9 protein-coding genes are annotated in these 14,774 nt (G+C 70.7%); 3 read left to right on the forward strand and 6 right to left on the reverse strand.

Features of this window, described 5'->3' with window-relative positions; translation table 11 throughout:
- Window positions 1-33: 33 nt before the first annotated feature.
- Window positions 34-3,177 (reverse strand): S41 family peptidase, encoded by a 3,144-nt coding sequence (locus ABT294_RS32465; protein ID WP_350810118.1) that lies wholly within the window; start codon window positions 3,175-3,177, stop codon window positions 34-36.
- Window positions 3,178-3,422: 245 nt separating this feature from the next.
- On the opposite strand from ABT294_RS32465, the gene ABT294_RS32470 reads away from it, so the two are divergent.
- The gene (locus ABT294_RS32470; protein WP_350810119.1) at window positions 3,423-3,854 is read left to right on the forward strand and encodes a hypothetical protein; all 432 of its coding nucleotides are present in this window, start codon (window positions 3,423-3,425) and stop codon (window positions 3,852-3,854) included.
- A 40-nt stretch (window positions 3,855-3,894) separates the two neighbouring features.
- Window positions 3,895-4,863: a TIGR03557 family F420-dependent LLM class oxidoreductase gene (locus ABT294_RS32475; protein WP_350810120.1), complete on the forward strand. Its 969-nt coding sequence runs from the start codon at window positions 3,895-3,897 to the stop codon at window positions 4,861-4,863.
- A gap of 10 nt (window positions 4,864-4,873) precedes the next feature.
- Here the strand turns inward: ABT294_RS32475 and leuS are convergent, their stop codons facing one another.
- Window positions 4,874-7,324 carry a leucine--tRNA ligase gene (leuS, locus tag ABT294_RS32480; protein WP_350810121.1) on the reverse strand — a complete coding sequence of 817 codons (2,451 nt, stop codon included), beginning with the start codon at window positions 7,322-7,324 and terminating at the stop codon, window positions 4,874-4,876.
- Window positions 7,325-7,770: 446 nt separating this feature from the next.
- Between leuS and ABT294_RS32485 the strand changes: the two genes are divergently transcribed.
- Window positions 7,771-9,396, forward strand: coding sequence for a hypothetical protein (locus tag ABT294_RS32485; RefSeq protein WP_350810122.1), 1,626 nt, complete (start codon window positions 7,771-7,773; stop codon window positions 9,394-9,396).
- A 3-nt stretch (window positions 9,397-9,399) separates the two neighbouring features.
- Here ABT294_RS32485 and ABT294_RS32490 read toward each other — a convergent pair whose 3' ends face one another.
- The 4 genes from ABT294_RS32490 to ABT294_RS32505 all read right to left on the reverse strand — a co-directional run bounded on the left by ABT294_RS32490 (window position 9,400) and on the right by ABT294_RS32505 (window position 14,697).
- A complete protein-coding gene (locus tag ABT294_RS32490) occupies window positions 9,400-10,641 on the reverse strand; it encodes a cytochrome P450 (RefSeq protein WP_350810123.1) in 1,242 nt (413 codons plus the stop codon).
- 234 nt (window positions 10,642-10,875) lie between these two features.
- Window positions 10,876-11,712, reverse strand: coding sequence for an alpha/beta fold hydrolase (locus tag ABT294_RS32495; protein WP_350810124.1), 837 nt, complete (start codon window positions 11,710-11,712; stop codon window positions 10,876-10,878).
- 115 nt (window positions 11,713-11,827) lie between these two features.
- Complete coding sequence (locus tag ABT294_RS32500) at window positions 11,828-13,081, reverse strand: cytochrome P450 (RefSeq protein ID WP_350810125.1); 1,254 nt, start codon at window positions 13,079-13,081, stop codon at window positions 11,828-11,830.
- Between the two features lie 74 nt (window positions 13,082-13,155).
- A complete protein-coding gene (locus tag ABT294_RS32505; RefSeq protein ID WP_350810126.1) occupies window positions 13,156-14,697 on the reverse strand; it encodes a GMC family oxidoreductase in 1,542 nt (513 codons plus the stop codon).
- Window positions 14,698-14,774 lie beyond the last annotated feature (77 nt).

The raw sequence follows: 14,774 nt of genomic DNA on the forward strand, positions 1-14,774 counted from the left end.
ATCACTATCACCGCGAATCCCGTTACGGCTCCGTTACGCCTCGAGAGGGGGCAGGTCGGGAGGTGTGGCCGCGGGCCGTTCCTCCAGTGCCGCGAGCGCGAGCTCGACCGCCTTCTCCAGTTGCGGGTCGCGCCCGGCCACCCGGTCCTGCGGCGTGGTGACGACCTCGACGTCCGGGTCGACGCCGTGGTTCTCGACGCCCCAGCCCGGCCCCTCCAGCCAGAACGAGTACCTCGGCTGGGTGACCACGGTGCCGTCCACCAGGGAGTAGCGCGAGTCGATGCCGATCACGCCGCCCCACGTGCGGGTGCCGACCAGCGGGCCGAGGCCGCGGTTCTTGATGCCCGCGCTGACGATGTCGCCGTCGGACCCGGCGTACTCGTCCGTGACGGCCACGATGGGGCCGCGCGGCGAGTCCTCCGGGTAGCGCATCGGCTCGTAGCCGCGCGCCCACGCCCAGCCGGTGACCCGCCGTGACAGCTTCTCCAGCACCAGCTCGGACGTGTGCCCGCCGCCGTTCTCCCGGACGTCCACGACCAGCCCCTCGTAGGCCATCTCGGTGCGCAGGTCGCGGTGGAACTGGGCCCAGCCGGAGGCGATCATGTCGGGCACGTGCAGGTACCCGAGCCTGCCCCCCGACGCCTCGCGGACATAGGCCCTGCGGCCCTCCACCCAGTCGTGGTAGCGCAGCTGGGTCTCGTCGTCGATCGGGGTGACGACGACACGGCGCGGGTCACCGCCGGACGCGGGACGCACGGTCAGCTCGACCGGCTGCCCCGCCGTCCCGGACAGCAGGGGGAACGGCCCACGGACGCGATCGACGGGACGTCCGCCCACCGCGACGATCGCGTCCCCCGCCCGCACGGCGACGCCGGGCGCGAGCAGCGGCGAGCGCGCCTCATCGTCGGACGACTCGCCCGGCAGGACGCGTTCGACGCGCCACACCCCGTCGGCGTCGCGGGCCAGGTCGGCGCCGAGCAGGCCCTGGCGGCGGCGGGGGTCCACGGCCGTGCCGTTGGCGCGGGCGTAGGCGTGGGAGGTGCCGAGCTCGGCCTGGACCTCCCAGAGCAGGTCGATCAGCTCCGAGTAGGAGCCGAGGCGCTCGACGAGCGGCGCGTACCTGTCGAGGACGGCCTGCCAGTCGACGCCGTTCATGTCGGCGCGCCAGAAGTGGTCGCGCATGAGCCGTCCGGCCTCGCGGTAGCCCTGCCGCCATTCGGCGACCGGGTCGAGCTGGACCGAGATCCGGTCCAGCTCGATGCTGACGACCTCGTCGCCCTCTGTGGCAGCGCGGGTCTGCAGGCCGTTCTTGCCGTTGGTGACGAGCCTGGTGCCGTCGCCGCTCACCTCGAACGCCCGCACGTCCTGGCCCAGCTCGGCCTTGGCGCGCTTCTTGAGGTCGTAGCGCTCCAGCACGGTCTCGCCGGACGTGCTGCCGTCGGGCTGGCTGGACTGCGGGACGCGCAGCCAGAGCAGGGCGTCCTTGGCGGTGCGCAGGTTGCGGTACCGGCCGGCGGGGACGGGGACGGGGACCACGCGGGAGGCGAGCCCTTCGGAGTCCACCTCGGTGCGCGGCGGCGCGTCGTCCTTCTTCTCCTCGGACGCGGGCTTGTCGTCCTCGCCGTTGAAGCCGCGTCCCTGCAGGCTGGGGTCGAACGGGGAGGGGGTGGTGGCCTGCAGCGGGACGATGTACGGCCGGCAGGCGGCGGGGAAGGACAGGTCGAACACGTGCGCGTCGTAGACCGGCTCGAAGGTCCGGACGGACAGGAAGGCCAGGTGCTTGCCGTCCCTGGTGAAGGCGGGGTTGAAGTCGGCGAAGCGCAGCGGGGTCACGTCGATCACCGTGGTCCCGTCGAGGCGTCCGATCTTGATCTGGGAGAGCGGCTCGTGGTGGGGGTGGACCCAGGCCAGCCAGGCGGAGTCGGGAGAGAAGGTGAGCCCGCTGATGTCGCCCTGGGACGTGCGGTCCAGTTCCCGGATATTTCCGGATTCGAGGTCTACGGCCAGCAGGCGTCCGTCGTGCGTGGCCACGGCCGCGTGCTTGCCGTCGGGCGCGGCCACCAGGTCGAGCACCCGCCCCAGCTCCCCGGTGGCCAGCGTGCGGATCTCGCCTCCCGGCGTGCCGATCTCGAGGCCGTCCTCGCCGCCGGCGTCCGACACCCAGAGGGTCCGCCCGTCGGCGCCGAGCGTGCGCGGCAGCCGGACCCGCACGCCGGACTCGGCCCGCAGCATGCCGGCCGGGCCGTCGCGGTGGGTGACCCAGTGCGCGGTGCCGCGGATCTCGACCGCGCTGGCCCGGCCGGTCGCGTCCGGCGAGAACCCGCCGACGCGGATGGGGGCGGGCCGCCTGGCGCGGGCCGGGCGCGGCCCGCCGAGCCGGATGTCCAGCCGGGTCGGCTCCGCGTCCAGGCTCTCCAGCAGCCAGAGGTCACCGGCGTGGCTGTAGATCAGCCGCTGCCCGTCGGTCGCGGCGTGCCGGGCGTAGAACTCGTCGTGGGAGGTGTGCCTGCGCAGGTCGGAACCGTCGGGCAGGGACGAGTAGACGTTGCCGGTGCCGTCGGGGTCGGCCAGGAAGGCGATCCTGTCCCCCACCCACGTCACCGACCAGTACTGCGCGTCGCTGTCGGCGAACAGCCGGGTGAACTCGCCGTCGCCTTCCGCGTCGACCCAGATCTTGCCCGCCGTGCCGCCCCGGTAGCGCTTCCACTGTGACGGCTCTCGCCACATCGGCGAGACGGTCGCCACCTTGGCGCCGCTCACGGCGACGTCGCTCACCCACCCGTACGGCAGCCGGGACGCGGCCCCGCCGTCGAGCGGGACGGCGTACGCCCAGGTCCGCGCCCGCCCGCCCTCACCGGCGGCGGTGACGGCGAGGACGTCCCCGCCGGCGCTCCACCCGCGTGCCCCGGTCATCGCGTTGCCCCAGTGGGTCAGCCGCTCGCCCTCCGGCCCGTCGACCTCGGCGGCGAAGACCTCGGGCGCCCCCTCGCGGTTGCTGGTCCACGCGATGCGGGTGCCGTCGGGCGAGAACCGGGGGTGGGAGACGGGCGTCCGGTCTGCGGTGAAGCGCCAGGCCCTGCCGCCCGCCAGCGGCGCCAGCCAGACGTCGTCGTCGGCGACGAAGGTGACCAGGTCACCGTGAAGATGCGGATATCTGAGGTATGCGCCATTTGTCACAGCTGCACACTAATGCTCGGCACCGCGAACGGCCGAGACCCAGACCGTTCCCGCAGGCGGCAGCGGCAGGCCACACGCCCGGCAAGCTCGCAGGCCCCGGACAACCCTGGGACGCGACCTGCGACCGGCTGCGCTACGAGCGAACAGCCGTCTGCTCCAAGGATGGGTCAAGACCGGATGCACCCGAGGATGCCAACCCGACAAATGGGAAGAGGATCGACATTCGGCACAAGGAGTGAGGGATCATGAGAATTCTCGCCCGCCTGCACCAGCTCCCGCCGCGTGTGGCAGCCGGGGCGTTCATCCTGAACTCCGGGCTGGGCAAGGCCAACGCCGACCTGCAGACCGCGAAGACCGTGCACGGCATGGCGTCCGGCAGCTACCCGTTCCTGGGCGAGAAGGACCCGGAGGCGTTCACCCGGCTCGTGTCGAGGGCCGAGACCGCCATCGGCCTGGCCCTGCTGCTGCCGGTCGTGCCGTCACTGGTGGCCGGGGCGGCGCTCACCGCCTTCGCCGGAGGGCTCCTCGGCCTCTACCTGAGCACGCCCGGCCTGCGCGAGGAAGGCAGCCTGCGCCCGTCGCAGCAGGGCACCCCCATCGCCAAGGACGTCTGGCTGCTGGGCATCGGGCTCGGCCTGGTGGTCGAGGAACTGGCCGACCTCCGGACCCGCCGTTGATCTCCTGACAGGTAACGACGATTCCAGGGAGGCGCACTCCATGGCCGAGTTCGGCTACACCTTGATGTGCGAACAGACCCCGGCGCGGGAGCTCGTGGACCACGCCGCCCTCGCCGAACGGGCGGGCTTCGACTACGCGGTCATCTCCGACCACTTCTTTCCGTGGCTGGAGGAGATGGGTCACTCCCCCTACGCCTGGTCGGTGCTGGGCGCCGCGGCGCAGGTCACCAGGCGGCTGCCGCTCGTGACGTACGTGACCTGCCCGCTGATGCGCTACCACCCGGCCGTGGTCGCGCAGAAGGCCGCCACGATGGGCGTGCTGAGCGAGGGACGGTTCACCCTCGGCCTGGGAGCGGGCGAGAACCTGAACGAGCACGTGATCGGCGAGGGCTGGCCGCCCGTCGACACCCGGCACCGGATGCTGCGCGAGGCCGTCCAGATCATCAGGGAGCTGTTCGACGGCGACTACGTCACCTTCCAGGGCGAGTTCTACGACATCGACTCGGCCAGGCTCTACGACCTGCCGGACCAGCGGGTGCCGATCGGGATCGCGGCCTCGGGAGGCAGGTCGGCGGAGATCGCGGCCGAGTTCGGCGACATCCTGATGATCAACGACCCGATGCCGGAGGTCGTCGAGCGGTTCCAGGCCGCCGGTGGCGCGGGCAAGCCGGTCTACGGCCAGCTCGCCATCGCCTACGACGCCGACGCCGAGGCCGCCGAGGAGCGCGCGCACAGGTTGTGGCGCTGGGCGGCCGTGGGCGGGTGGAAGGTGATGGCGGAGCTGCCCGGGCCGGTGAACTTCGGGGCCGCCGCGACCCCCGTCAGGCCCGAGGACGTGGCCCGGAACGTGCCGTGCGGTGACGACGTGCAGGCCGTCGTCGAGGCGGCGAAGACGTACACCGACGCGGGCTACACGCACCTCGCGCTGGTGCAGATCGGCGCGGACCAGCAGCAGCCGTTCTTCGCCTGGGCGGAGAGCGAACTGCTGCCGGCGTTGCGCCGCCTGTGAACCGCGGGCGTCACGGGACGATGTTGACCAGCTTCGGCGCCCGGACGATCACCTTCCGCGGTGTGCCCGACAGGTGCGCCTGGACCTTCTCCGAGGCCAGCGCCAGCTCCCTCAGCTCGTCCTCGGAGATCGAGGGCGGCACCTCCAGCCGGTCGCGGACCTTGCCCGCCACCTGCACGACGCAGGTGACCGACTCCTGCACCAGCAGCGCCGGGTCGGCGGACGGCCAGCCCGCGAACGCGACGGTGCCGGTGTGGCCCAGCCGCTCCCAGCCCTCCTCGGCCGTGTAGGGCGCCACCAGCGACAGCATCACGGCCAGCGTCTCGGCCGCCTCGCGGACCGCGGGGTCGCCCGCGCCGGGGCCGGAGTCGATCGCCCTGCGGGCGGCCGACGTCAGCTCCATCATGCGGGCCACCGCCACGTTGAAGCGGTAGGAGTCGACCAGTTTGGTGACCTCGTCGATGGTGCGGTGGGTGAACCTGCGCAGCTCCAGGTCGCCGTCGTCGAACGGGACGCCGGGGACGCTCGTCACCTCGTCCATCACCCGGAAGGCACGCGCCAGGAACTTCTGCGACGCGGCCGGCGAGACGTCGGCCCAGTCGATGTCGTCCTCGGGCGGCGAGGCGAAGATCATGGTCAGGCGGACCGCGTCGACACCGTAGTCGTCGATCTGCCGGCCCAGGTCCACGCCGTTGCCCAGGGACTTCGACATGGCCTTGCCCTGGTTGATCACCTGCCCCTGGTTCAGCATGCGCATGAACGGCTCGGTGAAGTCCACCATGCCCATGTCGTGCAGGACCTTGGTGAAGAAGCGCGAGTACAGCAGGTGCAGCACGGCGTGCTCGATGCCGCCCACGTACTGGTCGATCGGGCCCCACTTGCGGACCTGCTCGGGGTCGAACGGGCCGTCGGTGTAGCCGGGCGAGGTGTAGCGCAGGTAGTACCAGGACGAGTCGACGAAGGTGTCCATGGTGTCGGTGTCGCGCTTGGCGGCGCCGCCGCACTTGGGGCACTCGACGTTGACCCACTCGGTGGCGCTGGCCAGCGGCGAGACGCCCTTCGGCGCCAGCGCCTCGCCCCGCAGGTCGGGCAGCGTGACCGGCAGCTGGTCGTCGGGGACCGGCACCTCGCCGCAGTCGGGGCAGTGGATGATCGGGATCGGCGTGCCCCAGAAGCGCTGGCGGGACAGCAGCCAGTCACGCAGCCGGAAGTTGACCGCGCCCGTGCCCTTGCCCCCGACCTCCAGGATGTCGATGATCTTGGCAATGGCCTCGGCCTTGGACAGGCCGTCCAGCGGGCCGGAGTTGACCAGGGTGCCCTCGCCGGGGGTCGCCTCGCCGGTCTCGCCCGGGTCGGCCAGGCCGGTGTGCACGACGACCTTCACCGGCAGGTTGAACTCCCGGGCGAAGTCCAGGTCGCGCTGGTCGTGCGCGGGCACGGCCATGATCGCGCCGTGCCCGTAGTCGGACAGCACGTAGTCGGCCGCCCAGACCGGGATGCGCTCGCCGTTGACCGGGTTGATCGCGTGGCGGCCCAGGAAGACGCCGGTCTTCTCCTTCTCGGTGGACAGCCGCTCGATGTCGCTCAGCTTGGCCACCTCGGCGCGGTAGGCCTCGAAGGCCGCCCGGTGCTCGTCGGTGACGATCTCGTCGGCCAGCGCCGCATCCACGGCGACCACGAAGAACGTGGCGCCGAACAGCGTGTCGGGGCGGGTGGTGTAGACGTGGACCGGCTCGTCGCGGCCCTCGATCTGGAACAGCACGTCGGCGCCCTCGGAGCGGCCGATCCAGTTGCGCTGCATGGTCAGCAGGCGCTCGGGCCAGGTGGCCTCCAGCTGGGCCATGTCGTCCAGCAGCCGCTGCGCGTAGTCAGTGATCTTGAAGTACCACTGCGTCAGCTCGCGGCGGATGACGTCGGCGCCGCAGCGCTCGCACTTGCCGCCCACGACCTGCTCGTTGGCCAGCACGGTCTGGTCGTTGGGGCACCAGTTGACCAGGCCGCCCTTGCGGTAGGCCAGGCCGCGCTCGAAGAAGCGGTTGAACAGCCACTGGTTCCAGCGGTAGTACTCGGGGTCGCTGGTGTGCAGGCGGCGCGACCAGTCGAAGGAGACGCCGTAGCGCTTGAAGGAGTTGGCCTGGGTGTCGATGTTGGCGTACGTCCACTCGGCCGGGTGCGCGTTCCGCTTGATGGCCGCGTTCTCGGCGGGCAGACCGAAAGAGTCCCAGCCGATCGGGTGCAGGACGTTGTAGCCCTGCTGGAACCAGTAGCGCGCGACGACGTCGCCGATGGCGAACACCTCGCCGTGGCCCATGTGCAGGTCACCGGAAGGGTAGGGGAACATGTCGAGCATGTACCGCCGCTCACGGGGGTCGGCGGCGTCCTCGCTCGCCCGGAACGGGTCCAGTTCCTCCCAACGCGCCTGCCACTTGGCCTGCAGCGCCTGCGGGTCGTACTCACTCACGGCTGTCGTCCTTCTGGGCTTGACTGGGACATAAGAAAACCCCCCGTGCGACAACGAGGGGCAGCCGCGACGGCGAGATCTCAGGGCCGTCGCGGCCCGCTAAGAAGCAGGGTCGCGGAACGCATAAGTCAAGCCTAGCGCACATCTTAAAGTGAACGCCTGTAGTCGACCGACTCCGGAGGGCACAATAGACCCTTCGGGTCACGCGAGACCCGATGGTGATCTATCCGTTGTGACCTCTAATGTCCCTTTAGATTACTCTCAACGCCGTGGTGTACCCAGGAGTGCCAGAACGACCGGAGCCGGGCCTGCCGATGCAGGACCCGCCGACCGATCCACACGGCTTCCCGCGTTTCCCTGCGGAACCCACCGCATCTCCTGGAAAATCCCATGAGACCATGCGTGACAGATCCAATCCGGACATAACCTCGGGAGGCCCGGCAGCAATGGCAACGGAGAAGTCCGGAGGTCCACACCTGCCACCGTCCTGGCCCGAGGTGCCGCAGCGAGAGGCACCGCCGTCCTGGCCGGAGGCCACGCGGCCGTCCGAGCCGCCACGGCAGGACGTGCCCACCTCCTGGCCGGAAGCCCCGCAGCCCTCCTGGCCGGAGCCGTCGCGGCAGGAGCCCACGTGGCCCGACCCGCAGCGCACGACCTCCCCTGACGGCTGGTCCGACCCGCAGCGCACGACCTCCCCTGACGGCTGGTCCGACCCGCAGCGCACGACCTCCCCTGACGGCTGGTCCGACCCGCAGCGCACGACCTCCCCCGACGGCTGGTCTGACCCGCAGCGCACGCCCCCTCCTGACGCCTGGCCGGAGCCGCAGAACACGACCTCCCCGGACGCGTGGTCCAACCTCTCCTCCCCCGCGCCGTGGCCCCAGGTGACCCAGCCGGGCGGCCCGCTCGATCGTCCTGCCTCGCACAACCAGGGCGTCCCCGCGGACGCGTACGCCATGAGCGAAACGCCGCTTGACGACCGCCCCCGCCCCCGCCCCACACAGGACCAGCAGGTCTACCCCGCTCCTCCGCAGGACCACCAGGTCTTCCCTGCCCCTCCGCAGGACCACCAGGTCTACCCGAACCCTCCGCAGGACCAGCAGGTCTTCCCCGGCACGCCCCTCGACGACCGGGCCGTCCCGTCGGGCGGCACGCCGCATCCTCCGATGGACGACCAGGCCAGGCCGGGCGCCAACCTCAGCCGCGACCCGTCCGACCCGGACCGCCCGTTCGTCACGGCCGGGCAGATCAGCGGTTCCCGCACCCCGCCGCCAGAGCGCCAGCAGGAGCTCTGGGACACCGTCTTCGGCGACAACTACCAGGCCATGGGCGAGCAGGACGACTCCCTCGACGAGCCCGGCAGGCCGATCTGGATGTACGCCCTGGCGGGCTCGGTGGCGATCGCCCTCGTGGGTGCCCTCGCGTGGGCCTTCCTCGCCGGCCCCCTGGCGAGCGACGAGCCGGCCGCGAACCAGCCTCCGGCCAAGGCCAACACGTCGGCGCCGCCCCCGCCCACCAAGTCCTCGACCTCGATCGGCCGCCTCCCCCGGTACCCGGGCAAGGCGGCCCCGGTCACGGGCGCCCTCCCGGACGCCGCGGCCAGGATCAGCGTCCCCCGGCTCGGCGGCACCTGGCAGCTGGACCAGCGGGCCACGGTCAAGACCACGTACGGCTACGACACCCGCCAGTTCGCCAAGGTCGGCGAGAACTCCTATGCCCAGCTGATGACCGGCCCCCTGCCGTCCAAGCTGGCGTCCTCCTTCACCTCGGAGGACGATCTGGAGCCGGTCATCAGGCAGGTCGTGCTGTCGGCGCGCAAGCGCTTCTTCCCCGAGGACAACAAGGTCCGGAAGATCGCCCAGCAGCCGATCAAGGTGGGCCAGTCCACCGGACGCCTGGTCGCCTACTCGCTGACCTCGGGCACGGAGAACGCCACCATCGTGACGGCCGCCGTCAACTCCGGCGGCGACGTCCCCGCGATCGTGTACATGTCCGTGCCCGCCGACGGCAAGCAGTACCTGCCCGACATCAACACCGTGGTCAAGCAGCTGAAGGTCGTCGGCCAGCCCTGACCGTCAGAACGAGCACTCCATGTGCTTGATCCCGTTGATGAAGCTGGACTGCAGGCGGTCGGGCCTGCCGGCCTCGATGGCCGGGACGCGACGCAGGAGCTCGCGGAACATCACCGTGATCTCCCTGCGCGCCAGGTGCGCGCCCAGGCAGAAGTGGGGGCCGGGGCCGCCGAAGCCGACGTGCGGGTTGGGGCTGCGGGTGATGTCGAACCGGTACGGGTCGTCGAAGACGCTCGCGTCGCGGTTGGCCGCCCAGTAGAACAGCACCACCTTGTCGCCCTTGCGGTAGAGGTGGCCGTTCATCTCGTGGTCGCGGGTCGCCTTGCGGCGCATGAAGTTGACCGGCGCGGCCAGCCTGACGATCTCCTCCACGGCGCCAGGGGCGCGGCCCTCGAAGTCCTCCAGCCACAGGGCGCGCTGGTCGGGGTTCTTCGTGAGCAGGCGCAGGCCGTACGAGATCGCGTTGCGGGTGGTCTCGTTGCCCGCCACGACCAGGAGGATGAAGAACGACCCCAGCTCCTGCAGCGTGAGCCGCTCGCCGTCGAGGTTGGCGTTGACGAGGGAGGAGATCAGGTCGCCGGTGGGGTTGTCGGCCCGGTGCGAGGCGAGGTCCTGCACGAGCTGCTGGAGCTCCATGGCCGCGCGGAGCAGGCGTTCGGGCAGCTCGTCCAGGTCGGGGCCGGCGTACTCGGGGTCGAATCCGCCGAGGATCAGGTTGGTGTGGCCGAGGACGAACTGGTACTCGCTCTCAGGGATGCCCATCATGTCGCAGATGATCTTGAGGGGCAGGCGGGAGGCCACCTCGGTGACGAAGTCGCACCCTGCGCCCTTGGCCAGCAGGTCGTCCACGACGCGCGCGGCGGCGACCTCCACGTCCGCCTCGAACTGCCTGATCATCTTGGGCGTGAAGGCGCGCGAGACGATCCGGCGGAGCCTGGCGTGCCGCGGGTCGTCCATGTTGATCATGGAGCCGAAGTACTCGGCGAACTCGGGCTGCATGTCGGGGATGTTCGTCGCGCCGCCGTCGCCCGAGCTGAACACCTCCGGGGTCCGGCTGGCCTCCAGGATGTCGGCGTGCTTGACCAGGGCGTAGTAGCCGGGCCCCTTGGGCGCGTAGGAGATCTCCATCTCCTCGAAGAAGGCCGGCGTCTCGCGGGCTCGCAACCGGTCGAACGCCCGCTCCCGCTCGGACATCGGCTTGGCCCAGAACTCGCGTTCCGACAGATCGAAGTCAACGACGCTCATTCAGCCATCATCTTGAGCGGCGGTCGCCCGCGTCAACGGTTTGCACGTACAGCGTACGTACGCGCGGGAAACCCGGTTGGCCCGCCGCCCGCGTGATCGCTGCTCTCGCCACGCGACCACCTTCTACCGACGCCGGCGACCCGCCGGCGATGCGGGGCCGCCTTCCGCCGCCCCGGGTCGCGACGTGGGAGAAGGACGTCGCCCTGGCGGGCAGACACCCGCTGCTCGCGGTGGTCAGGAGGCGGGGCCGAGCCAGTCGAGGACGAGCCGGTTGACCTCGTCCGGACGTTCGAGGTGCAGGAAGTGCCCGGCCCCGGGCACCTGCTCCGCGCGTGAGCCCTCCGGCAGGTGGCCGAGGACGTCCTTGGCCAGGTCGGGGCCGAGGCAGCCGTCCTGCCCCCCGTGCAGGTACAGGATCGGCCCGGTGGTGGGCTCGGGGTCCGGGTACCGGCCCGAGGGCGGGGTGGTGCCGAGCATGGCCCGGTAGTACCCGATCGCGGCGGCCAGGTTGCCGGGCTGGCCGAGGCTCCGGTGGACGAACTCCAGGTCCCGCCGGGCGTCGTAGCCCGGTGACCAGTCGCGCCAGAGGCCGTCCAGGAAGTCTGGGCTCGCGGCGGCGGTCTCGGCCAGCCCGGTCTGGAACAGGAAGATGTAGAAGGAGCGCTTGAGCTGCTCGTACTCGAAGAACCCGGCGCCCAGTGCGCCCGGCGGCGGCACCGCCATGGTCACGGACCTGCGGAACCTCCCGCCCAGGCCGTACACGGGGAAGGCGCCCCAGTCGTGTCCGACGATCACCGCGCGGTCGTCGCCGCCGAGCTCCTCGTGCAGGGCTCGGACGTCGGCGGTCAGCGCGGCGCCCTCGTAGGCGCCGTCGGCCGGGATCTCGCTGGGCGCGTAGCCGCGCATGAACGGCGCCACCGCGCGGTAGCCGCGCTCGGCCAGGGCCGGCATGAGGTGGCGCCAGGTGTGAGCGGTGTCGGGGAAGCCGTGCAGGCACAGCGCCAGCGGCCCTTCCCCTTGGGCCAGATACGCGAACTCCACCCCGTTGGCGTGGACTGTCCTGATCTCCATGACTGCGAAACCTAGCCGCTCCGCAGGCGGAGCACCACTGTCAGCCGACCTCGGGCAAGTCCGGCGCAATCTGGAAGACAAGCTGGAACAACACGCCGATCCGCACCGGCCGGGCTCAGTACGCGTACTTCAGGTGTTTGACGCCGTTGATGAAGTTGGAGAGCAGGAAGTCCGGCTCGCCCACCGCCCGGATGCCGGGCAGCCGCGTGAACAGCTCGCGGAACATCACGGTCATCTCGCGGCGCGCGAGGTGGGCGCCCAGGCAGTAGTGCGGGCCGGGGCCGCCGAAGCCGACGTGCGGGTTGGGGTCGCGGGTGATGTCGAACGCGTCGGGATCGGTGAAGACCGCCTCGTCGCGGTTGGCGGAGTTGTAGAAGAGCAGCACCTTGTCGCCCTTGCGGTACTGCATCCCGTTCATCTCGTGGTCCTGCGTGACCGTGCGGCGGAACTGGATCACCGGGGTGGAGTAGCGGATGATCTCGTCGCACGCCTTGGTGACGCGCCCGTCGAAGTCCGACAGCAGCAGCTCGCGCTGGTCGGGGTGGTCGGTGAGAAGCTTGAGCCCGTACGCGATCGCGTTGCGGGTCGTCTCGCTGCCCGCGACCACGAGCAGGATGAAGAACGACCCCAGCTCCTGGGACGTGAGCCGCTCGTCGCCGTTGACCAGCAGGCTCACCAGGTCGCCCGTCGGGTTCCTGCGCCGCTCGTCGCCGAGGCGGGCGGCGAGCCGGTTCAGCGAGAACCCGGCGTGCAGCAGCTTGGCCAGGCCGCGGGCCACGTTGACCCGGCTGAAGTCGACGCCGAGGCCGGTGTACTCGGGGTCGGTGTTCCCGAGGATCACGTTGGTCCGCCGCAGCACCATGTCATGAAATTTCGGCGGAATCCCCATCATGTCGCAGATGACGCGGACGGGGAGCCTGGCGGCGATCTGGGCGACGAAGTCGCCCGGCCCCTCCTTGATCGCCTGGTCCACGATCTCGGCGGCGGCCGTGGCCAGGTCCTCCTCCATCTTGGACAGGATGCGCGGGGTGAACGCCCTGGACACGATCCTGCGCAGCCTGGCGTGCCGCGGGTCGTCCATGTTGATCATCGACCCGAAGTACACGGCCAGCCAGCGGGGCATGTCCGGGATGCTGTTGGAGCACGGCTCGCTGCTGAACACGGCGGCGTTCCTGCTGGCCTCGGTCACGTCCGCGTGCCGTACCAGGGCGTAGTAGCCCGGCCCGCCCTTGATGAACGGCACGACCTGCTCCGGCACGAACACCGGCCGGTCGACCTGGCGCAGTCTGCGGAAGGCGGCCATGCGCTCGGCCTGGGGCAGCCCCCAGAACGGGATCTGCGACAGTTCCACGTCTGCGGAGAGCGTCATACACACAAAGCCTCACGCAAGTGACCACTTACGTCAAGAGTCTCCACGATCTAGGGCAAAGCGCTCTGCCATGATCAACGTTCGGCGATCAGGTCGGCGGCCTTTTCACCGATCATGATGGCCGGGGCGTGGGTGTGGCCGCGGTTCAGCGTCGGCATGACCGACACGTCCACGACTCTGAGGCCCTCAAGACCGCGCACTCGCAGCGTCGGGTCCACGACCGAGCCCTCGTCCGTGCCCATGCGGCACGTCCCCACCGGGTGGTAGAGCGTCTCGCCGCGCTCGCGCACCCACTGCGCCAGCTCGTCGTCGCTCTCCGGCGCCTGGTAGGGCGCCATCGGGCCGCCCGCGTACGGACGCATCGCGGCGGTGGCGAACACCCGCTTGGCCGTCTTCAGCCCGGCGACCAGCCGCCTGACGTCGCCCTCCTTGCTCAGGTAGCCGGGGTCGATCAGCACGTCGCGGCCGTTCAGCCCGACCCTGCCGCGGCTCTCCGGTTGCAGCAGGATGACGCCGACGGTCATCCCGTGGCCGGTGGGCGGGGTGAGGCCGTGGTTGACGAACGGACCGGGCGCGAAGATCAGCTCGATGTCGGGCGCGGGCTCGTCCTGGGACGTCCTGATGAAGGCGACCGCCTCGCCCACGTTGGTGGTGAGCATGCCGGAACGCAGCACGATGTAGCGGAGCAGGTTGCTCAGCGACTCGGCCCTGCTGAGCGTCACCGGCTCCTTGCACTCGACGAACACCCCTGACGAGAGATGGTCCTGCAGGTTCTTGCCGACCTCCGGCAGCTCGTGGACGACCGCGATCCCGGCGTCGCGCAGCTCGTCGGCGGCGCCCACGCCCGAGCGCATGAGCAGGTACGGCGAGCCGATCGTGCCCGCCGACAGGATGACCTCCCGTCTGGCCCTGACCGGGGCGCCGCCGTCGTGCTCGACTGCGACGGCCCGCCTGCCGTCGAACACCACCCGGGCGACGGTCGCCCCGGTGATCACGGTCAGGTTGGGCCGCTTCATCACGGGACGCAGGTACGCGTCCGCCGCGCTCCACCGGCGTCCGCGGTTCTGGGTGACGGGGGTGGGGCTGTAGCCCTCGTTGGAACGTCCGTTGAGCTCGGCGAGCCGCGTGAACCCCAGCTCCTCGCAGGCCCTCAGGAACGCCTTGGTGGTGACGTTGGGGCTGCGCAGCTCAGAGACGTAGAGCGGGCCGTCCTCGCCGTACACCCCGCCCTGGTTGCTGCCCACCCGGTGCTCGGCCCTGGTGAAGTACGGCAGGACCTCCTCGTACGACCAGCCGGGGATCTGCCACTGGTCGTAGTCGCGCTGGCACCCGCGCACCCACATCTGCGCGTTCAGCGACGACGAACCGCCGAGCACCCTGCCCCTGGGCCAGTACAGCTCGCGGCCGGACATCTCCGACTGCTTCGCGGTGGTGTAGTTCCAGTCGTAGCCGGTCTTGAACAGCTTGGCGAAGCCCGCGGGCATGCGGATCTCCAGCTTGTCGTCGCGACCGCCCGCCTCGACGAGCGCGACCGACACCCCCGGATCCGCCGACAGCCTGTTGGCCAGCACGCAGCCGGCCGACCCCGCCCCGACCACGACGTAGTCGTACTCCATGGACCCTCCCAGGGGTAAGCGATCTGGTCCTTGCTTACTCCAGGCGATCGACGGCGTCCATATTCACTCTTGGCATC

It is taken from the genome of Nonomuraea sp. NPDC000554 (genome assembly GCF_040300065.1).
Taxonomy (GTDB): Bacteria; Actinomycetota; Actinomycetes; order Streptosporangiales; family Streptosporangiaceae; genus Nonomuraea.